The organism is Actinomyces culturomici (assembly GCF_900499005.1).
Taxonomy (GTDB): domain Bacteria; phylum Actinomycetota; class Actinomycetes; order Actinomycetales; family Actinomycetaceae; genus Pauljensenia; species Pauljensenia culturomici.
In genome coordinates this window covers 497048-517529 of the sequence record NZ_LS991317.1, presented here as the reverse complement: position 1 = coordinate 517529, position 20482 = coordinate 497048, and the positions used below count along the sequence as shown (strand labels likewise).

The following is a 20482-nucleotide window of genomic DNA, read 5'->3' as shown; positions in this document are numbered from 1 at the left end:
GGCACCTCCCTCCTCATCCCTTCACTCCCGAGGACGTCATGGTGGCCAGGAACTGTTTCTGCGCCACGGTGAAGAACAGCATGAGCGGCAACGTGGCGACCACGTTCGCGCACATCAGGAGCGCCCAATCCGTCCGGCGCCCTCCCTGGAAGTTGGCGATCCCCAACTGGATCGTGTACCAGGAGTCGTCGTTGATCGCGATGAGCGGCCACACCAGATCGTTCCACGAATCGAGCAGCGCGAAGATCGCCAGCGTCGCCAGCGCGGGCCGCGCCAGAGGAAGGATCACGTGCCAGAAGGTCCGCAGGCGCGAACAGCCGTCGAGCCGGGCGGCCTCCTCCATCTCCTGGGGGATCGAGAGGAAGAACTGCCTCATGAGGAAGATCCCGAACGACGACGCCAGCCAGGGCACGATCGCCGCGCCGAGCGTGTCGACCAGGCCCACCCGCGCGTACATCACGTACATCGGGACCATCAGCAGCTGGGTGGGGATCATGATCGTTCCCATGATCCCCAGGAACCCCAGCGTGCGGCCCGGGAACTTCAGGCGCGCGAACCCGTAGCCGGCCAGGGAGCACAGCACGACCTGCGAGATCACCGAGGTCGTGGACACGATCAACGAGTTGCCCAGCCAGTGCAGGATGTCGGTGGTCCCGAAGAGCTTCTCGTATCCGGCGAACGTGAAGGACGAGGGGATGAAGCTGCGGGGGAAGCGGTTGAGCTCCGACTCCGGTGTCAGCGACGTCAGGAACATGTCGACGAACGGGATCGAGAAGACCAGCGCCGTGGGGGCCAGCACCAGGTGCCAGCGCCACTCCGTGCTGCGGCGCCTCCTCCGCGGGGCCGCGCCACCGGGGCGGGCGTCTCGCGGGCCGTCCGCCCCGGTGGCGCGGAGCACGTCCACGGCGGGGGCCGTCTGATTGCCGGCATCCATTGAGGGAGCCTCCCTGGTGATCGTCACAGCCCGCCCACATCCTTCTTCCGGGAATACACCGCGACCGCGACGGTCAGCGCCAGCGTCACGAAGAACAGCCCGTAGGCGACCGCCGAGGCGTAGCCGAAGTCGAGTTCGGTGAACGCCTTCTTCCACAGGTAGTAGACGACGGTCTGGGTGGACTTCAGGGGCCCGCCGCGCGTCGTCGTGTAGACGACGTCGAACAACTGGATCGCCCCGATCGTCTGCCAGATGGCGACGAACACCGTGATGGGCGCCAACTGCGGGAACGTGACGTGCCAGAAGGCCTGCCACTTCGTGGCGCCGTCCACGCGCGCCGCCTCGGTGAGCTCGGCCGGGATGTCCTGGAGCGCGGCCAGGTAGATGACCGTCGTGAAGGCGGCCTGGCCCCACAGCGACATAATCGCGATGACGAGCATCGCCTGATGCGGGTTCTCCAGCCAGCCCTGCGGCGGCAGGCCGACCGCTCTCAGGACGTTGTTGACCAGCCCGTACTGCGGATTGAACAGATAGGTCGTCAGGATGCCCGTCGCCGAGGCCGACACGACGAAGGGCACGAAGATCAGCGTCCGGTAGATCCCGATGAAGCGGATCTTCCGGTTGAGCGCCACCGCGAGGACCAGGCCCAGCAGGACCGACGCCGGGACGAAGAGGGCCGTGTACACCAGGGTGTGGCCGACGGCGGACCTCAGTTCCGCATCGGTGAGCATCCCCTGGTAGTTCGCGACCCCCACGCCCTCGGCCTGGGAGAACCCGTTCCACTTCTGGAACGAGAGCACGAGGGCCCAGATCGCGGGGAAGATGGACAGCCCCAGGACGATGAGCGTGGCCGGGGCCGTGAACCCCCAGCCCGCCAGCGTCTCGCCGAGATGGCGCCGGCTCAGCGCGCGATCGCTCGGCGCTTTCGGCTGTGCGATGGTCACTGGGACAACGCCTCCGTCGATTCCGTCGCGGCCTCATGGAGCTTCTCCGTGGGATCGCCCTGGCCCTGAAGGACCTCCGAGATCGCCGTTCCGACCGCCTCCGAGAGCCTGACGTACCCGGGGACCGTCGGACGCGGGATCGTCGCGTTCTGGCTGTTCTTCGCCATGACGTCCAGGCCCGGCATGGCGGCGACCTGCTCCTGGAACTCGGGCGAGTCGATCTCCGATTCGCGCAGCGGGAGGTTGCCATAGGCGACGTTCCATCGGACGTCCTGGGCCGGGTCGGTCAGCCACTTCGTGAACTCGTAGGCCCAGTGGGAGCGATTGGCGTCCTGGTGGTCGAAGAGGACCCACAGGTCGGCGCCGGAGATGGTGGTGTGGCGGCCGTCCGTTCCGGGCAGCTGGGTGACGCCGTAACTCGTTCCCGCCTTCTGCAGGTCGTAGAGCATCCACGGCCCGGACGTCATCATGCCGATCTGATCGCTGGCGAAGATCTGGCCGAACTTCGTGTCGGTCTGGTCCAGGTACACGGACTGGTCCTCGACGGCCATGTCCCGCAGGAAGGTCAGAGCCTGGACGCCGACCGGGGAGTCGAACGTGGCCGTCGTGCCGGCCTCGTCCAGGATCTGCCCGCCGTTCTGCCACAGGTGCGGCCAGAACTGCCACGTCGTCTCCTCGGAGCCCGAGACCGAGTAGGCGTAGCCGTAGGTCGTCGTGGAGGGGTCCGTGAGCTCCTGCGCCGCCGTCCTGAAGTCGTCCCAGGTCCAGTCGTCGGTGGGGTAGGCGACACCGGCCCGATCGAAGACCGTCTTGTTGTAGATCAAGGAGATGTTGTCGACGACCGAGGGGAACCCGATGACCGCCTCGCCGGTGGGCTGGGCGGTGGCGGTGGCGGCCTGGGAGAACTGGTCCCATCCGACGGCCGGGTTGGAGACCTTGTCGGAGATGTCCAGCGTCCGCCCGGACCCCGCCAGCTCGCTGGCCCAGGATCCGAACGCATAGGAGATGTCCGGGTAGGTTCCCCCGACGAACGAGGAGGAGAGCTTCTGGAGCAGGTCCTCGGTCGAGGACGCGCCCGAGGAGACCTTGATGGTGACGTTGGGGTGGTCCTGGTGGAACTCCTCGGCGAGTCCCTCGAGGATCGTCTCCGCCTGGTCGTTCTGCCCGGTCCACCACGTCAACGTGACGTCGGCGTCGGGATCCAGCGCGGCGGAGCCCTGGTCCTGCGAGGAGCAGGCCGACAGCCCCACGGTCCCCGCGAGCAGGGCGGCGGCAGTGACCATGGAGGAGGCCCACCGGCGTCCTGGTCGTGTGCTGTGGTTCATGACGATCTCCCCTTTGATTGGACCATCAATTCTTCGCCTGTCCCGGCCGGCCGCAGCCCGTCTCTGCCCGGCGCAACCAGGCCGTGATGTGGGGCGAGGAGGCCCGCTTCCCCTCATAGTGTGACGGCGCTCAACGTCGCCGTCATCCAATCTGGTCATATCGCTCGTTTTGTTGAGCGATTTGATCTATTTGATGAACGGACGGGTCAGAGCTTGTCATGCTTGGCGGTGCGAGCAGCTCCCGGACGAGCCTCGCCGGCCGCCTCACACCCACGCTGTCCTGTCAGGAGTCTCGATGTCCGTCGCTTCCACGCCTCCCGGCCATGAGGGGCGCTCCATGCCCGCCGCCGCCCCGGAGACGCCGGATCTCAGGCTCGTCGAATGGACCCCCCGATCCCAGCTGGTGGCCTCCCGCTCTCCGGTGGCGCAGGCGAGCGTTCCCGCGATCGACGTCCACAACCACCTCGGACGCTGGCTCACGCCGGATTGGTGCGCGCCGGACGTCGGGGCGCTCCTCGACCTCATGGACCAGACGAACGTCCAGACCATGGTCAATCTGGACGGCCTGTGGGGCGCGGAGCTCACGGCGAACCTGGAGCGATACGATCTGGCGCACCCGGGGCGTTTCCTCACCTTCTGCCAGGCCGACTGGGACCTGCTGTCCGAGCCGGACGGCCTGCGGACCCTCTCCTCGCAACTGCACGAGTCCGCCGACCGCGGCGCCCGGGGCCTCAAGGTCTGGAAGAACCTCGGCCTCGAGGTTGTGGACGGCGCCGGGACGCTCGTGATGCCCGACGATCCGGCGGTGGTCGAGATCCTCACGCTCGCCGGAGAGCTCGGCCTCCCCGTCCTCGTCCACATCGCCGATCCCAAGGCCTTCTTCGACCCGATCGACGCGCGCAACGAGCGCTTCGACGAACTCGCCTCGGTGCCCGAGTGGTCGCGGGCCGACCGGACCCGCTATCCGTCCTTCGACCGCCTGCTGGACGCCTTCGAGGCCCTGCTCGCCGCCATTCCCGGCACGCGGGTCATCGGCGCGCACGTCGGCTGCGCCGCCGAGGACCTCGACCGCGTCGACCGGCTCCTGGCCGCCGCCCCGAACCTCGTCGTCGACATCGCCGGCCGGCTGGCCGAACTGGGACGGCAGCCCCGACGATTCAGCCGGCTCGTCCGCGACCATCCCGACCGCGTCCTGTTCGGCACCGACGCCTATCCCGTGGACCACCGCTCGCTGGAGACCTACTTCCGCTTCCTCGAGACGGCGGACGAGTCCTTCGAGTACTCGCCCGACGACGAGATCCCTCCGCAGGGCCGGTGGGCGATCTCCGGCGCCGACCTCGATCCCGCGCTTCTTCCCGGACTCTACGCGGGCAACGCCCGCCGCGTCCTCGGTCTGGCGGATCCCCGCTGACCGCCGCCGCCCCCATCCACCGATCCACCCAACAGAAGGACCTCTGCCATGTCTGCCACCCTCGACGAGATCTTCAGCCAGCCGGCGACCTGGCGTCGAGCCGCCGCCCTGCCGACCACGGGGCTGCCCGCTGTCGGCGAGCCGGCGGCGGTCGTCGGATGCGGAACCTCGTGGTTCATGGCCCAGTCCTACGCCGCCGCGCGCGAGCGCGCCGGGCTGGGGACCACCGACGCCTTCACGGCCACCGAGTTCCCGGCGGACCGCCGTTACGACAGGGTCGTCCTCCTGTCCCGCTCGGGCACGACGACCGAGATCGTGGACCTCGCGCGGGCGCTCCGCAGCGCCGGAACGCCCGCCCTGCTGATCACCGCCGTCGGCGACGGCCCCGCCACGCCGTTCGTCGACGCCGAGGTCGTCCTCGACTTCGCCGATGAGGCGTCGGTCGTCCAGACCCGGTTCGCCACCACCGCCCTGGCGTGGATGCTGTCCTCGCTCGGGCACGACGTCGAGGCCGCCGCCCGCGAGGCGGAGGCCGCGCTGACCCGCGAGATCCCCGCGTCATGGATCGAGGCGGACCAGATCACGTTCCTCGGCACGGGATGGACCATCGGCCTGGCCAACGAGGCCGCCCTCAAACTGCGCGAGGCCTCGCAGTCCTGGACCGAGGCCTATCCGGCCATGGAATGGCGGCACGGCCCGATGGCGATCGCCCAGCCGGGGCGCCTGGTCTGGATCTTCGGCGAGGCCCCCGACGGCGTCGCGGAGAAGGTCGCGGCGTTCGGCGCCGAGCTGGTCCCGACCCTGGGCGATCCCCTCGCCCACCTCGTCCTGGCTCAACGCATGGCCGTCGCGCGGGCCGAGGCTCGCGGCCTGGATCCCGACGCCCCTCGGCATCTCACCCGGTCCGTGATCCTCGGCTGAGTCGCCGTCCCGCACTCCCCCACCCCGCCGATCCGGAGGTCCGCCACCGCGGGCCTCCAGTCGGGCGCGCCCTGCCGCCCTCGTTCCAGGAGCCCCCATGATCTGGACCATCACCCCGAATCCGGCACTCGACCTCACCTGGCGCGTGCCCGCCTGGCAGCGGGGCCGTTCCCACCGGGTGGCCGACGTCGCCGAACGCCCCGGCGGCAAGGGGCTCAACGTGGCGCGGGTCCTCGACCAGATGGGCGTGCCCGTCTCCGCTGCGGGCTTCCTGGGCGGGGGGACGGGAGCGCGTGTCCGGGATCTGCTCGCCCAGGCCTCCCCCCGGATCCGCTCGACTTGGATCGAGGCGCCCGGGGAGACCCGCCGGTCCGTGGCGATCATCGACGGCGACGCTACCGTCTTCAACGAGGCGGGCGCCCCCGTTCCCGCGAGCGCCTGGGCGGACCTCACCCGGCTGGTGGCCGACTGCGCGCGCCCCGGCGATGTCGTGGCGCTCAGCGGCTCCCTGCCTCCGGGCACGGACGCCGAGAGCCTGAGCGTCCTCCTGGCCGCCGCGCGCGAGGCCGGCGCCCGCACCCTGGCGGACACCTCCGGGCCGCTCCTGCTCGTCGCCGCCGCCCACGCCGACGTGGTCAAACCCAACGAGGAGGAGCTCCTCTCCGCGACCGCCCCGATGGGGGCCCGGACCATCGACGAGGGCGCCCGCGCGCTCCTGGCGCGCGGGACCCGCTGCGTCGTCGTGTCCCTCGGAGCGCGCGGCATGGAGAGGCACACGCTGGGCGGCGTGCTGCGCGCCCGGCTGCCCCGAGCGCTCGAGGGCAACCCGACGGGCGCGGGCGACGCGGCGGTCGCCGCGCTCGCCCGGCACCTGGCCGGCGCATCCACGTCCGCCGACGGGGAGTCCGGCGCTCCCGAGACGGGGGACGCCCTCGTCAGGGCCGACGCCCACAGGGCGTGGGACGCCCTCGACTGGGAGGACGCGCTGCGCGACGCGGTCGCCACCTCCGCAGCCGCCGTCGTCCGCCCCGTCGCCGGAGAGATCGACCCGGCCGTCCGCGCGGCCCTCCTCCCCCAGATCGTCATCGAAAGGATGTCCCATGCTCGCTGACACGGCCCGACTGGCCCGCGAATGCGCCCGGAGGGGGCGCGGACTGGGCGCCTTCAACGTGGTCCTCCTCGACCACGGAGAGGCATTCGCCGACGCCGCCCAGGACGTGGGCCTGCCCGTCGTCCTCCAGCTGTCGCAGAACGCGGTGGCCTACCACGGCGGGCGCCTGCGCCCGCTGGGCCGCGCGCTGCTCGAGTTGGCCGACGCCTGCTCCGTGCCCGTCGGCGTCCACCTGGACCACGCCGAGGACGCCGACCTGTGCCGCGAGGCCATCGACCTGGGGTTCACGTCGATCATGTACGACGGGTCGAAGCTCCCCGACGAGCGCAACCGCGCGACGACCGCGGCGATCACGCGCCTCGCCCATGAGGCGGGCGTCTCCGTGGAGGCCGAGCTGGGCGAGGTCGGAGGCAAGAACGGCGTCCACGACCCGTCGGCGCGCACCTCGCCCGAGGACGCCGCGCGGTTCGTCGCCGACACCGGCGTCGACCTGCTGGCGGTGGCGGTGGGGTCCTCCCACGCGATGGCCACCCGCGACGCCGTGCTCGACACGGACCTCATCGCGCGGATCCGCTCGGCCGTCCCCGTCCCCCTGGTCCTCCACGGCTCCTCGGGCGTCCCCGACGACGGCATGAGGGCGGCGATCCGGGCGGGAATGACGAAGATCAATGTCTCCACCCATCTCAACGTCGTCTTCACGCGCTCCGTCCGGCAGACGCTGGCGACGGAGCCCGGGCTGGTCGATCCCCGCCGGTACATCGGCCCGGGCACGGACGCGGTCCGCGCCGAGGTCGCTCGCCTCCTCCGCCTCTACGACGAGTGCTGAGCCTCTCCCGTCATCACCGTCCAGGAGATCCGGACGAGGCCCCGACCCCGTGCACAATGGAGGCATGGCAAGCGGATGGCGCTCTCTGGTGGAACGAGTCCGCTCTCTCTTCTCCTCGCGACGATGGCGCATCGCCCGCAACGGCCTGGTGGCCGGTCTGGCGGCCGGATCTGTGAGCGTCGCGTACCGCGCGGCGATCGCCCGCGGCACGGGACTCGCGCATGCGGCCGATGAGACGATCGCCCACCACCCCCTCTGGCTGCTCGTCTGGCTCGTCGCCGCCCTCGCCGTCGCCACCGTCGCCTGGCGCCTGGTCGCATGGGAGCCCACGGCGTCCGGTTCCGGCATCCCCCAGGTCGCCGGCAGGCTGACGGGCCGCGTTCCGTTGCGGCCCGTCCGCGTCCTGGCCGCCCGATTCGTCGGCGGGACCGGAGCATCCCTCTTCGGTCTCTCGCTGGGGCGCGAAGGCCCTTCGATCCATCTGGGCGCGGCCGTCGGACAGCTGCTCGCCCGGCCGCTGGGCGCCAGCGAGGAGGAGACCGATCACCTCATCACCAGCGGTGCCGCCGCCGGCCTGTCCGCGGCCTTCAACGCTCCCGTCTCCGGCATGCTGTTCGCCATGGAGGGCCTCCACCGCTCCTTCTCGCCCCTGATCATCGCCTCGGCGGCCACCGGCGCCCTGGCTGCGGACGTCGCGTCCACCCTCGTCTTCGGGTCGCGCCCGCTCCTCCAGTTCAGCGCCCCCGGGGACGGATCCAGTGAGATCCCCCTCTCTCTCTGCTCTGGGTCGTTCTCCCGCTGGGGGTCCTCACCGGGTTGGTCGGAGCGCTGGTCAACCGATCGCTCCTGGCCTGCCAGTCGATGACCCGGCTTCCCGGCCCGCTGCCCGTCCTGATCGCCATGCTCGCCGCGCTGGCCTGCGGGCTTCTCGCCCCCCGGGTTCTCGGTGGGGGCGAGGAGCTCATCCACTGGGCCCAGATCGGCTCCGTCGGGCTGGGATCCGTCCTCGCGCTGCTCCTTCTCAAGTTCGTCCTGACCGGCGTGAGCTTCGGGTCGGGGATTCCCGGCGGCATCTTCATGCCGATCCTCGCGATCGGCACACTGACCGGCGTCGGCTATGCGTTGGTCGCCCACGATCTCGGGTTGTCGGCGGACCTCCGGGTCGCGCTGGCCGTCTGCGGGATGGCAGGCGTCCTCGCCGCCAGCGTGCGCACCCCGCTCACCTCGATCCTGCTCACCGCGGAGATGACGGGATCGCTCGGCCATCTGCTGCCCGTCGCCACCGTGGTCCTCCTCGCGATCTTCACCGCCGACGCCCTGCGCGTCCCACCCATCTACCAGGCGCTGCTCGAGCGCTCGCTCGGACCGGACGCCGCCGCCCTCGTCCCCGGCGCCTCCTCCCCAGCCGGCGGAGACCGCCCATGACCGCCCGGCGCCCCCCGGCGCGGCCCGCAGGTTGAAGAACTCACGCTACGCGCTGTGGAAGAACCCCGAGGATCTCACCGAGAGACAGACCGCGAAGCTCGCCTGGATCGCGCAGACCGACCCTCGGTTGCACCGCGCCTACCTCCTCAAAGAAGGACTACGTCGTGTTCAAGCTGCCCTACGAGCAAGCCATCGACGCACTGGACCGGTGGATCTCCTGGGCCAGGCGATGTCGTATCCCCGCCTTCGTGAAACTCCAACGCTCGATCGTGAAACACCACGACCGGATCCTCGCCGCGATCGAGCACGGCCTCTCCAACGGACGTATCAAGTCCGTCAACACCAAGATCCGACTCATCACCCGCGTCGCGTTCGGGTTCCGGTCCCCACAAGCCCTCATAGCCCTGGCCATGCTCACCCTCGGCGGCCACCGCCCCACCCTCCCCGGCCGACCATGACCCACGGAAGAGTCAGGAGCACCCGATTTCTATCGGCGGGTGACGGGCGCGGAGCTCGCCGACGTCCTCGAGACGATCCGCCGGATCGGCGCGCGCGGGCGAACGTGGATGGAACTCACGACCCTCCTCATCCCGGGGCACAACGATTCGGAGGAGATGCTGCGCGGGGAGGCCGAGTGGATCCTCGGCGAGCTCGGCCCCGACGTCCCCCTCCACCTCACGGCCTTCCATCCCGCGCACCGGCTGCTCGACGCGCCGCCGACCCCGGCGGCGACGCTCACACGGGCGCGCGAGATCGCCCTCGAGGTCGGACTCCACCACGTCTACACCGGCAACGTCCGCGACCCCGCGGGGTCGACGACGCGGTGCACCGCGTGCGGCACTGCGCTGATCCGTCGCGACTGGTTCGAGGTGAGCGACTACCGGCTCACCTCGTCGGGGGCGTGCCCGACGTGCGGGTCAGCGCTCGCCGGGCGTTTCGGGACGGGGGCAGGAGGGGCCTCGGCGAGGCCATACCCCGTCCGGTTGTAGGCCTTGGGCGTTGGCCTTCTTCACGAGGTCGTGCGCCCTCGGCCGCGAGGCGGCGCGTCGTCCGGCACGGAATCATGCGCCTTGAGCCGCGTCCTTCAGGAGAAGAACGGTCCTCCCGCATCCCCTCGACGCGCGAAGGTGATGCTTTCGACGCGCAGAAGTAATGCTCTCGGTGAGTGGGGCAGAGGGCGGGGTCAGCCGGCGGTCGAGGTGCCGAAGAGGAGGCCGAGGCCGTAGGTGAGGCCCGCCGCCCCGTAGCCGATGAGGAGCTGGCGCAGCGCGCGCGGCGCCGGCGACTGGCCCGACAGGATCCCGACGACGCCGCCCGTGCACAGGAGCGCGACGCCGACGACGCCCGCCGCGACCGCGATCGCGGTGACGCCCGTGAGGCCGAGCAGGTACGGGACGAGAGGGAAGAACGCGCCGATCGCGAAGAAGCAGAAGGAGGAGGCCGCGGCGTGCCACGGCGTCCCGACCTGCTCGGTCGCGCCGTTGACCGGGGGCATCCCGCCCTCGAGGGCCGCGCGCACCGCGATGACGCCGGACTCGGTGCCCGCCGGGCGGGCGATCTGCGAGAAGACGCGGGCCGCGTGCTCGTCGGCCGCCTCGGGCGACTCGCCGCGGGCACGGAAGACGAGGGCGAGCTCGTTCGCGTCGACGTCGAGCGCGGGAACGGCCTGATGGGCCTCCGGGTCGGGGATCGACGCGTCGAGGAGCTCGCGCTGGGAGCGGACCGACACCCACTCGCCGGCCGCCATCGAGAGGGCGCCTGCAAGCAGTCCGGAGACGCCGGTCGCGAGGACGAGGCTGGGCCTCATGCCGGTTGCGGCGACGCCGAGGACGAGGGCGAGGTTCGAGACGAGTCCGTCGTTCGCGCCGAAGACCGCGGCGCGGAACGTGCCGGCGAGCGCCTCGCGCGAGCGCGCGGTGAGGCCGCGAATGACCTCGCCGTGGATGTGCTCGTCGGCGGCCATCTGAGCGGGGGCGTCCTCGTCGGCGTCGTAGGTCGTGCGCTGCTCGGCGCGCTGGGCCATCGCGAGGATGAAGATCGTCCCGAACATCTGGGCGAGCCAGGCGCTGATGCGGACGCGCAGGCGCGGCTGCGGGGCGGGCAGGGCGCGGTCGCCGAGGAGGGCGAGCCAGTACTCCTCGTGGCGGCGCTCGGCGTCGGCGAGCTGGAGGAGGACCTCGCGCTCCCAGCCGGTGCGGCGCTCCGCGAGGGAACGGTATGTGCGCGCCTCCATGCGCTCCTCGGCGAGGTGGCGGCGCCAGCGGCGGATCTGAGCGCGGGTCGGCTCGGGCCGATCCTTCGGGACGTCGATCGGGGTGAAGGTCGACATCTTCCGGTCAGCGGGCAGAGGAGGAAGGCGTATCGGACTCGGCGTCGACGACCTTCGGGGTGGCGGGGGCTCCGAAGAGGCGTTCCTTGACGGCGTCGGCGACCTTGTCGGTGACGCGCTCGCCCTGAGCGCGGACCATGTCGGAAACGCGCTCGCCGGCGCGGTCGAGGGGCTTGGCGACGACGGGGAGTCGACGGACCTTCGTGGCGGTCTCGCGGATCTTCTCGTACTGCTCGCGGCCGGCGCGAGTGCCGAGGACGTATCCGGCTCCGAGGCCGAGCAGAATGCCGATCCTGGTCCCCATGGGCCCTCCTTCATCGGGGGCGGCGCACCGCCCGTTCAGGGGTCCAGCCTACCGGTCGCGGATGCGACCGCCCGAGCCGGACCGGGAAGTTCACACACGTGCACCCAGTGAGAAAGCACTCGCACGACGAGGGCGGGGCGGATACCGTGAACGCGTGGTGGAAACGAGGATCCCGACCCCCCGCGGCGTGACGCTGGCGGGGACATTCGTCAACCCCGTGGACTCGGGCGACGCGGCGGTCCTCTTCTCCCATTCCTTCCTCGCCGACCGTCACTCGGCGGAGCACTTCGACCGACTCGGGCGCCTCTACCGGGCGGCGGGCTACGCGACCCTCGAGTTCGACTACTCGGGTCACGGGGCGTCCGGCGACGAGATCATCACGCTCGACGCCGAGGTCGAGGATCTGCGCGCGGCCTCCGGCTGGCTCGCCGATCAGGGATTCGGGCGCCAGCTCGTCCACGCGCACTCCTTCGGCGCGACGGTCGCCCTCACGGCCCGTCCGACGGCGGTCCTCGCCTACGTCCTCTCCTCACCGACGATCGGCCCGATGTCGATCGACTGGACCCAGATCTTCTCCGACGACCAGCTCGGGGACCTCGAGCAGATCGGCGCGACCTCGATCCCCGACGACTCGGGCTCGATGCGCCGCCAGTTCACGATCTCGAAGCAGACGCTCGTCGATTTGTCGCTCGGCGACGCGCACAAGCTCCTCGACGGGCTCGAGCAGCCGACGCTCATCATCCACGACTCGGTCGACGAGGAGCTCGGCCTCGTCGCCGCTACTCAGGAGGCCTTCCACCTCCTGCCGGACGGCTCGCGCGTCGAGATCGTGTCGAATGCCCGCTTCGGCGCGGGCGAGAGGGTCGAGGCGCTCGACGCGCCCTCCCTCGAGTGGGCCCACCGCTGGGTCCCGGTCGTGCGCCCGCAGCGCTGAGGCGCGGGGCATTCCTCACCCGTCGTCGTGAGTTCCGCACGAACGACGTCAGATCCCGCGGTAACCGGGCCGAGGGGGTTCGGCTCCGCCCCGGCATTCCGTCGACCGGATTCGCGTCTCCCCTCACACGAGGCTGGACTTTACCGCACAGCCTTCATTAGCATCGTGCCACCCTCATTTTAGTTAGGGCTACCTAATTTTCTCTACGAACCTGCCGGAGTCGTCATGCCAGAAGCGATCACCGAAATCCACACCTCGAAGCGCAGCGGACTGCGAGACTCCGCCCTCGGCACCCGCAATCTCATGACCATCGCGGCCCTCGCAGTCGTCGGCTCACTCATCGTCGTTCCACTGTCGATCCTCACCCCGGCCTTCGCCACGACCCCGAAAGCCATTCTCATCATGTGCGCCACCATGGGCGCCTGGTACATCGCCTACCTCCTCCCCGGGCTGCTCGTTCCCAAACCGGGCGCATTCCTGATCGCCGGTCTGATCATGGGGATCATCTGCACCTTCACCACCCCGCTCGGCCCCACCGCCATCATCGGGAACGTCATCGGCGCGCTCTTCCTCGAGATCCCGATGGCCCTTCTCCTCTACAAGAAGTGGACCTGGTGGGCCCACGCCATCGGCGCAACAGTCTTCGGAGGCCTCAACGCCGCCATGTACGGCGGCGCCTACGGGATCGTTCAAACCCCCGTCCAGTACGTCGCGGGAATCCTGCTCGCAGTCGTCTCCTGCTTCATCGTCCTCTTCCTGAGCCTCCTCCTGCGCCGGACCCTCCAACGCGCGGGCGTCGGTGTTCAACGGTGAGCATCTCGCCCCTCGCCAGCCTGACGAGCGTTCAGATCCGCTATCACGGAAGCGGCGAGTGGGTGCCGGAAGCCCCACTCACCCTGGACCTGCGCACAGGCGGCATGACGCTCCTCATCGGCCCTTCCGGATGCGGAAAATCAACAATCGGCCTCACCATCGACGGACTCATTCCCCATTCCATCCCCTCTGTCTACAAGGGCTCGATCCTCGTCAACGGTACGGAAGTCGCCGATAGCGACATCGCCCCCCTCGCCCAATTCGTCGGACTCGTCATGCAGGACCCCGATTCGCAGATCGTGCGCCGCACCGTCTGGGACGAGGTCTGCTACGCCCTCGAGAATCTCTGCCTGGCTCGGAGCGAGATCGATGCGCGAGCCGAGGCCGCCCTACGACTCCTCAAGATCGTCGACCTCGCACCCCGCGACCCGTGGACGCTTTCGGGGGGCCAGCGCCAACGCGTCGTCCTCGCCTGCGCCATCGCACAGCGCCCGAGAATCCTCGTCCTCGACGAGCCGACCGCGAACCTCGACCCCGTGGCGGCCCACGACCTCCACGTCGCGATCGCGGCGTTGAAGAACGAGGGCACGTCCCTGCTCGTCGTCGAGCACAACCTCGACGACCTCGCGCACCTCGCGGACCGAGTCATCGCCCTCGACGGGGACGGACGGCTCCTCGCCGACGGCGATCCCCGCACCGTCTTCGGCGACGGGGCCCCCCGTCTCATCGGCGCGGGAATCCGGGTTCCCACCTCAGTCGACCTCGGCCTGCGCCTCGGACTCACCCCTCCTCCGATCGGCCCCGAGGCGACCACGCGCGCTCTCCTCGACCTCTTCGGTCCGACGTCGCCGATCGAACCCGCGGCTCCGCCGCCCGACGAGCCGGACGCCGCGCACAGGTCGGGCACGGATCCGTCGAACGGCACTCCCGCAGTCCTCGAAGCGCGCGCACTCGGCGTCAGCCATCGCGGAATCCCCCTGCTCAGCGACATCGATCTCGACATCCGTTCCAATGAGATGATCGCGCTGATCGGAAGCAACGGATCGGGAAAGAGCACGCTCCTTCGCACTCTCGTCGGTCTTCAGCGTCCCTCATCGGGGCGCGTCATCTCCCACGCCGAACGAGGACGAGGACGAGGACGCTTCGCGGAATCCCGCACGCTCGTGACTCAGAACCCCGAGCACCAGTTCGTCACCGGCTCTGTGCGCGACGAACTCAGCCACTCCCTTCGGCTCGCCGGACGCCCGCAGGAGGAGATCGACGCGCGAGTCGCCCGAATGCTCGACGACTACGCGCTCGCCGCTCTGGCCGACCGCAATCCCTTCACGCTCTCCGGCGGGCAGAAGCGCAGACTCTCCGTAGCCGCTGCACTCACGGTCCCCCGGGAGCTCGTCCTCCTCGACGAACCGACCTTCGGCCAGGACGAACGACATGTGCACGTCCTCATGAATCACATGCGCGCATTCGCCGATTCGAGCGGCTCAGTAGTCTTCGCCACCCACGACCTCGCGCTCGCAGCGGCCTACGCCCGCCGGGTCGTTCTGATCGCCGACGGGCGGATCCTCGCGGACGGACCCGCCCGGACGATCCTCGCCGACAACGAGCTCCTCACCTCAGCGGGCCTACGACCCACGCCCATGGCGATCCTCGCCGAACGGGCGCGCGCCCGAGGCGCGAATGTCCCGCCGTGGCTCCTCCCGGAAGATGCCGAACTCCACAGGGCGGCGTCATGAGCGGCCCCTTCATCCCCCCGCCCCCTCCTCAGCGCGACGGACTCGCAGGAGTGCTGCGCCTCGACCCGCTCGCGCCGATGGCGGCCGTCATTGCGCCACTCGCGGCGATCGCCACCTCCCACACATGGGAGGTGGGGGCACTCGTCATGTTCGCGACGATTCCGCTCCTCATCGTCATTCAGCCCCGACGCGGGAGCGCATCGGCCCTCGGACTCCTCATCTTCACGACGGCCCTCACCCTCGGCTTCGCGTCAACCACCGACATCGGCCATGACCGGACCGCCCTCCTTCATCACCTCCCCTACTTCAGCGTCACCCAGTGGGACGGGGCGCTGAACTTCACCGCACGAGTCGGCGGGATCCTCGCCCTCCTCCTCAGCGCGGGACTCCTCTCAGATCCCGAGGACACGGTTCGGGCCCTCGTCGTCCATCTCAAAATGCCGAATCGGATCGGGCAGGCGGGCATCGCCGCCCTCGGCTTCCCCCGCGCCCTCCGTCGGGAGCAACGCCACATCATCGAAGCGCACCTGCTACGGGGGGCATCCCTCGACCTCCCCGTTCTCGGCCGGATCACTCGCTGGCTCCGCTCCACCCCCGCCCTCGTCGCGGCGGCGGTACGCCATGCAGAGAGGATCTCCATGTCGATGGACGCCCGCGCCTTCGGCGCTCACGCGACCCGCACCGAACGCACCGAATTCTCATGGCGAAAACGCGATACGGCCGTCCTTCTCGTCTCCCTCGCCGCAACAGCCCTCCTCGTCCACGCTTTCTGGTACGCGGGATTCTCCATCCAGCACGACCTCGCATGAAAGAGCTCGCATTCCAATGACGCTGTCCGAAGTTCTCCGACCCGTCTCCCGCATGATGGCGATGGTATTCATCGTCGGCCTCATCGCATCGGGATTCACCCTCCTGCCGCCCATCGCGGTCACCGAACTCTCCCGGCAGGCCCTCGACGGGAGGCTCACCGCGCGTACCGCAATGCTCTGGCTCGGCGCGATCGCCCTGGGATTCGCCGTTTCCCACATCCTCGTCCACGGGGCCACCGGGTACGCCCACATCGCCGAGTCGAGATTCCGGCACGACCTCCGCGCGCGCATCGCCCACCACCTGGGGCGCCTGCCCTTGGGGTGGCGAACCGTCGAGTCGTCCGGTCGCGTGCGCACCTTGATCTCCGAAGACGTCACGAAGATCCATACGATCATCGCCCACTCGGGAACCGATCTCGGGCACGCGACGGGGACGTTCCTCCTCGGATCCGCCCTTCTGTTCGTCCTGTCGTGGCCCTACGCCCTCGTCCTCGTCGGTTGGCTCGTCCTCCTCCTCACTCTCTTCGCCCTTTCGATGCTCGCCAGCCCTCGCTCATCGATAGAAGTTTTCAATGAGGCGGAGAAGGACCTCGCCTCGTCGACGATCGAACTCGCCGACGGCATCGCCACCGTCAAGGCATTCGGTCTCTCGGGGACCTTGTTCCACCGCTTCTCCGACGCCCTCGACCGGTACACGAACGCCTCGTACGAGTGGATGAGAGGACCGGGCAGACCCATGGCCGTCATGCACGCCCTCATCTCGCCCGCGGGCATGCTTATCCCGATCATCGGCGGCGCTTGGCTGCTCACCGATGCGGGGCTCATCGAACCGATTCTCATCGTCCCCTTCCTCCTCGTCGGAGTCACGCTTCCATCGGGCTTGAATAATGTCATCCCGTTATTCCATCTTCTCCAGAAGGGAAAGGACGCCGCCGAACGGATCGGTGCTCTTCTCGAGGAGGCCCCCCTGGCCGAAGCGGAGACTCCACTGGAGATCCCGGCCGGGGCAGAACCCGATGTCGTCTTCGAGAACGTCTCCTTCAGGTACGCGCCCAGCGCCCCCTGGGCGTTGCGCGAAATCTGCGCGCGCTTCCCCGCGGGTAAGGTGACGGCGGTCGTCGGCCCGTCCGGCTCGGGGAAGTCGACTCTCGTCAAACTCATCGCCCGCTTCTGGGATGTCGACGAAGGACGCATCCTGCTGGCCGGCACGCCGATCACGGGCCTCGCCTCTTCGGATCTGCTCTCCCGGCTGGCGATCGTCCTCCAGGATGGTGGCCTGCTGACGGACACGGTCAAGGCGAACATCCGCCTCGGCCGGCCCTCGGCGACGGACCAGGAGATCATGGCGGCCGCCCGCAACGCCCGCATCCACGACCGCATCCTCGAGCTGCCGCAGGGCTACGAGTCCGTCGTCGGCACCGAGGGCGTCCACTTCTCCGGAGGCGAGGCCCAGAGGATCGCCCTCGCACGAGCGTTTCTCGCGAAGTCCCAGGTGCTGCTCCTCGACGAGGCGACCGCGCAGGCAGATCCGCACTCCGAACGTCGCATCCAGGAGGCCCTCGGAACTCTCGCGCAGGGGCGCACGACCATCGTGATCGCCCACCGTCTCGCGACGATCGTCGACGCCGACCAGATCCTCGTCCTCGACGGCGGGCGCATCGTCGAAACCGGAACGCACGCCGAGCTCCTCGCGAATCGGGGCGTATACGCCAACATGTGGGAGGCCCAACGATGATCCGCCAACTCTTCACCCTCCTCGACACAACGCGGCCCCTCAAGGCCCTGCTCGTCGCCCACTTCATCGGTGGGGTGTTCCAGGGCGTCGCCCTGATCCTCCTCATCCCGTTCCTCGAGGGCTTCCTCACGGGATCACCCGATCCGCGCTGCTTCTCGGCCCTCGTCGTCGCCATCGGCATTGCCGTCGGCGCTTCGATCACCGGCTCACTCATCGCGTTCAAGGTCTCGGCCTTCGACTTGTGCGGGACTCTGATCCGCAAGGTCGGCGCCAGGCTGCAGGAGCTTCCGCTCGGGTGGTTCCAGGCGGAGTCCACCGGGCGGATCACGACAGCGACCTCGACGAGCATCTCCCTCCTCTCCCATCTGCCTTCGATCGTCCTGCCGCAACTCGCATCGATGTCGGGCACTGCGGCCTCGCTCCTCATCGCGACGCTGATCTACGACTGGAAAATGGGGGCGAGTCTGCTGCTCGCACTTCCAGTCGCCGCATACGCGCTCCGTCTCCTCGGGCGCACGACGGTGGAGAAGCACCGCGCCGAGGAGAAGGCCATGGAGGTTCTCTCCTCGAGGATCATCGAGTTCGTCCACCTGCAGCCGGTACTGCGCGCCACCGATTCCGTTGCGGGCGGTTGGGCGCCCCTCGAGGCCGCCCTCGACCGCGAGCACGAGACGACCGATTCGGCCGGGCTGTCGAAGGGCCCCGCGGGAGCCGTATTCCACGCAGGCGTCGAGATCGCCCTCGTCCTCGCTCTCGGGATCGGCGCATTCGATCTGCTCGGAGGCGACCTGTCTCCGACGACGTTCATCGCGCTGGCGCTCATGTCGGTTCGTTTCGCGGAACCCGTCGGAATGCTCGCCCTCTACGTCGACCCCCTCCATGAAGCAAGGACCGCCCTCGACCTCATCTCGTCGATCATCTTCACGAAGACCCTTCCTGAGCCCGAGGCGCCGCACGCGGGAGTCCCGCGGGCGCCGTTCAGCGCGCGCTTCGCGGATGTCGACTTCTCCTATTCGGAGGGGCATCCCGTGATCCGCGACATGCGTCTCGACATCACCGAGGGATGTGTAACGGCCCTCGTCGGACCGTCCGGATCTGGGAAGTCGACACTCCTTCGGCTGATCGCGCGATTCTGGGATGTTGACGAGGGCACGATCAGCCTCGGGGGAACAGACGTGCGGGACACGCGTATCCACGACCTCATGGGAAGCATTTCGATGGTCTTCCAGGACGTCTACCTCTTCGATTCGTCGATCGAAGAGAACGTGAGGATCGGACGCCCGGACGCCACCGATGCCGAGGTCGCGCTCGCGGCGGATCGGGCGGGACTCACCGAAGTCGTCGACCGCCTGCCGCAGGGCTGGAACGCGCTTGTCGGCGAAGGGGGGTCGGCTTTGTCGGGAGGCGAGCGTCAACGGGTCGCACTCGCCCGAGCGTTCCTCAAGGATTCCCCTGTGCTGCTGCTCGACGAGGTCACGAGCGCTTTGGACGGCATCAACGAGGCTTCGGTGACATCCGCCTTGGAGGCCCTGTCCAGAGGCCGCACCGTCCTCGTCATCGCGCATCGTCTGTCGACGATCCGGCGTGCCGACCGGATCGCCGTGCTGCGCGATGGCCACATCGAGGCGCTGGGCACCCACGATGATCTCTACGCCGCGGGCGGAACGTACCGGGAATTCTGGGACGATCAGTCATGCGTCGAGCGCTGGCGCCTCTCCGCCGCGTCGGACGCGCCGAATCCCGCCTGATCATCGGCGAGAAACTCCGCCACGGCGTCCGCGATCCGCGGATCCGCCCGCCACGAGCGCGTCCCGAAGAGCGTCGTCGAGACTCCCGCGATGCGCGAGGCGAAGCGGATGAGGGACTCGGGCGAAGCGGGAAGCGGCCGCCCCACTTCGTGCAGGACGCCGAGCGCCCACGCGAACGCCCCGTGGAAGACGTCTCCGGCCCCCAGGGTCGAGGCGGCCTCGACCTCGTCGACGGGGGTTTCCCCCGCCGCGCCGCCCCACCACCACTGGACGGGCTCGGGGCCGCGGGTGCGCAGTGTGCGGGTGATGCCGAAGCCGCGGAGGAAGTCGGCGATGCCCTCGCCCTCGGCGCGCTCGAGGAGCGGAGGGCGGAAGTCCGCGGAGACGACGGCGACGTCGACGAACGGGAGGAGCGGCGCGAACCACGGCTTCCACGACCCGCCGTCGAGGACGCGCGCGTACGAGGGCCGCGCCTCGAGCCGGGCGAAGGGGTCGTCGTCGGGGCCGGCGTCGGGCAGTCCGAGGGAGAGGGCGAGCGAGGCGAGGGCGGGGTTGTGCCCGTCGACGAGGACGACGTCGGGCGAACCGTTGCGCTCGAGGGCGGCGCCCAGGAGCGCCTCCCCCAGCGAGGCGTCCACCTCGATCCGCGCGTTCGTCGAGGCGACCATGCGGCCCTTCGGATGCTCGACGATCGAGGAGATCGCGGGCTCGCGCACGGGCGAGTCGGCCGCGGTCGCGTCGAGCGCGCTCACCCCGCACTCCTCAAGGTCGGCGGCGACGACGCTCGCGATCGTCCCCTCGCCGATCGCGGTGAGCAGGTCGATCGACGAGGCCGGGGCTCCGGGCCGGGTGGGCCGGAGGGATTCGAGCGCCGCGATCGTGACGGCCGCGTTCGTCGCTGGACCCCCGGCGGTCATCGCGTGGTCGATCGAGGTCGTCTTCGTCGTCGTGTCCGGCTCGTGGTCGAGGGCGTGGAGGACGTCGAGGGTCGTGAGTCCGGCGAGGAGCGCGTGCATGGGGTCATTGTCGCCCGCGCGGCGACCGACGCGCAGGAGGGGCTCGAGCGGGCGGCCGGAATGCGCGGCGCGGCGCGACCCGGGAGGGCCGCGCGCGGGCTGGGCGATGCGCATTCAGGATCGCGCACAAGCAGGCGACGTTGCTCCGCCGAAAGCATTACCTT

General features: G+C 69.7%; 19 protein-coding genes and 1 pseudogene. 14 read left to right on the top strand and 6 right to left on the bottom strand.

From position 1 onward, the window contains the following. Positions 1-13: 13 nt before the first annotated feature. The 3 genes from DY157_RS09395 to DY157_RS09385 are packed head-to-tail and all read right to left on the bottom strand — an operon-like array spanning position 14 to position 3203. Positions 14-961, bottom strand: coding sequence for a carbohydrate ABC transporter permease (locus DY157_RS09395; protein ID WP_218938083.1), 948 nt, complete (start codon positions 959-961; stop codon positions 14-16). Beyond that, entirely contained in the window at positions 958-1878 is a 921-nt protein-coding gene (locus DY157_RS09390) for a carbohydrate ABC transporter permease (protein WP_218938082.1), read from the bottom strand. Before DY157_RS09390 ends, DY157_RS09395 begins: the two co-directional genes overlap by 4 nt. Next, positions 1875-3203 (bottom strand): ABC transporter substrate-binding protein, encoded by a 1329-nt coding sequence (locus DY157_RS09385; RefSeq protein WP_115728362.1) that lies wholly within the window; start codon positions 3201-3203, stop codon positions 1875-1877. The genes DY157_RS09390 and DY157_RS09385 overlap by 4 nt, the downstream gene beginning before the upstream one ends. A 295-nt stretch (positions 3204-3498) precedes the next feature. Here DY157_RS09385 and DY157_RS09380 point away from each other — a divergent pair, with 295 nt between their 5' ends. The 8 genes and pseudogenes from DY157_RS09380 (at position 3499) to DY157_RS09345 (ending at position 9886) form a co-directional block, all read left to right on the top strand. After that, the gene (locus DY157_RS09380) at positions 3499-4614 is read left to right on the top strand and encodes an amidohydrolase family protein (protein WP_218938081.1); all 1116 of its coding nucleotides are present in this window, start codon (positions 3499-3501) and stop codon (positions 4612-4614) included. A 48-nt stretch (positions 4615-4662) separates the two neighbouring features. After that, positions 4663-5535 (top strand): SIS domain-containing protein, encoded by an 873-nt coding sequence (locus DY157_RS09375; protein WP_115728360.1) that lies wholly within the window; start codon positions 4663-4665, stop codon positions 5533-5535. A 97-nt stretch (positions 5536-5632) separates the two neighbouring features. After that, the gene (locus DY157_RS09370) at positions 5633-6646 is read left to right on the top strand and encodes a 1-phosphofructokinase family hexose kinase (RefSeq protein ID WP_115728359.1); all 1014 of its coding nucleotides are present in this window, start codon (positions 5633-5635) and stop codon (positions 6644-6646) included. Beyond that, on the top strand, positions 6636-7472 hold the full coding sequence (locus DY157_RS09365; protein WP_115728358.1) for a class II fructose-bisphosphate aldolase: 837 nt from the start codon (positions 6636-6638) through the stop codon (positions 7470-7472). Before DY157_RS09370 ends, DY157_RS09365 begins: the two co-directional genes overlap by 11 nt. Positions 7473-7536: 64 nt before the next feature. Next, entirely contained in the window at positions 7537-8337 is an 801-nt protein-coding gene (locus DY157_RS11895) for a chloride channel protein (protein WP_115728357.1), read from the top strand. Then, positions 8289-8897 (top strand): chloride channel protein, encoded by a 609-nt coding sequence (locus tag DY157_RS11890; RefSeq protein ID WP_268876499.1) that lies wholly within the window; start codon positions 8289-8291, stop codon positions 8895-8897. Before DY157_RS11895 ends, DY157_RS11890 begins: the two co-directional genes overlap by 49 nt. 16 nt (positions 8898-8913) lie before the next feature. Then, a pseudogene (locus DY157_RS09350) lies at positions 8914-9355 on the top strand (ISL3 family transposase); the annotation flags it as partial. Positions 9356-9394: 39 nt separating this feature from the next. Beyond that, complete coding sequence (locus DY157_RS09345) at positions 9395-9886, top strand: hypothetical protein (RefSeq protein WP_115728355.1); 492 nt, start codon at positions 9395-9397, stop codon at positions 9884-9886. A gap of 194 nt (positions 9887-10080) precedes the next feature. Here the strand turns inward: DY157_RS09345 and DY157_RS09340 are convergent, their stop codons facing one another. Further along, positions 10081-11226: a VIT1/CCC1 transporter family protein gene (locus DY157_RS09340; protein WP_115728354.1), complete on the bottom strand. Its 1146-nt coding sequence runs from the start codon at positions 11224-11226 to the stop codon at positions 10081-10083. A 7-nt stretch (positions 11227-11233) separates the two neighbouring features. Next, positions 11234-11530, bottom strand: coding sequence for a YtxH domain-containing protein (locus DY157_RS09335; protein WP_115728353.1), 297 nt, complete (start codon positions 11528-11530; stop codon positions 11234-11236). Positions 11531-11684: 154 nt separating this feature from the next. Between DY157_RS09335 and DY157_RS09330 the strand changes: the two genes are divergently transcribed. From DY157_RS09330 to DY157_RS09305, 6 genes are all read left to right on the top strand, one after another. After that, entirely contained in the window at positions 11685-12464 is a 780-nt protein-coding gene (locus DY157_RS09330; protein ID WP_115728352.1) for an alpha/beta hydrolase, read from the top strand. Between the two features lie 225 nt (positions 12465-12689). Beyond that, complete coding sequence (locus DY157_RS09325; RefSeq protein WP_115728351.1) at positions 12690-13277, top strand: ECF transporter S component; 588 nt, start codon at positions 12690-12692, stop codon at positions 13275-13277. Then, positions 13274-15010, top strand: a complete 1737-nt coding sequence (locus DY157_RS09320; protein WP_160159519.1) for an ABC transporter ATP-binding protein — start codon at positions 13274-13276, stop codon at positions 15008-15010. Before DY157_RS09325 ends, DY157_RS09320 begins: the two co-directional genes overlap by 4 nt. Further along, entirely contained in the window at positions 15007-15819 is an 813-nt protein-coding gene (locus tag DY157_RS09315) for an energy-coupling factor transporter transmembrane component T (protein ID WP_115728349.1), read from the top strand. The genes DY157_RS09320 and DY157_RS09315 overlap by 4 nt, the downstream gene beginning before the upstream one ends. Before the next feature lie 16 nt (positions 15820-15835). Then, entirely contained in the window at positions 15836-17554 is a 1719-nt protein-coding gene (locus DY157_RS09310; protein ID WP_160159518.1) for an ABC transporter ATP-binding protein, read from the top strand. Continuing rightward, positions 17551-19302, top strand: a complete 1752-nt coding sequence (locus DY157_RS09305) for an ABC transporter ATP-binding protein (protein WP_115728347.1) — start codon at positions 17551-17553, stop codon at positions 19300-19302. Before DY157_RS09310 ends, DY157_RS09305 begins: the two co-directional genes overlap by 4 nt. Here DY157_RS09305 and DY157_RS09300 read toward each other — a convergent pair. Continuing rightward, on the bottom strand, positions 19242-20318 hold the full coding sequence (locus DY157_RS09300) for a PfkB family carbohydrate kinase (RefSeq protein ID WP_115728476.1): 1077 nt from the start codon (positions 20316-20318) through the stop codon (positions 19242-19244). The two genes, DY157_RS09305 and DY157_RS09300, sit on opposite strands and share 61 nt — an antisense overlap. Between the last annotated feature and the right edge of the window lie 164 nt (positions 20319-20482).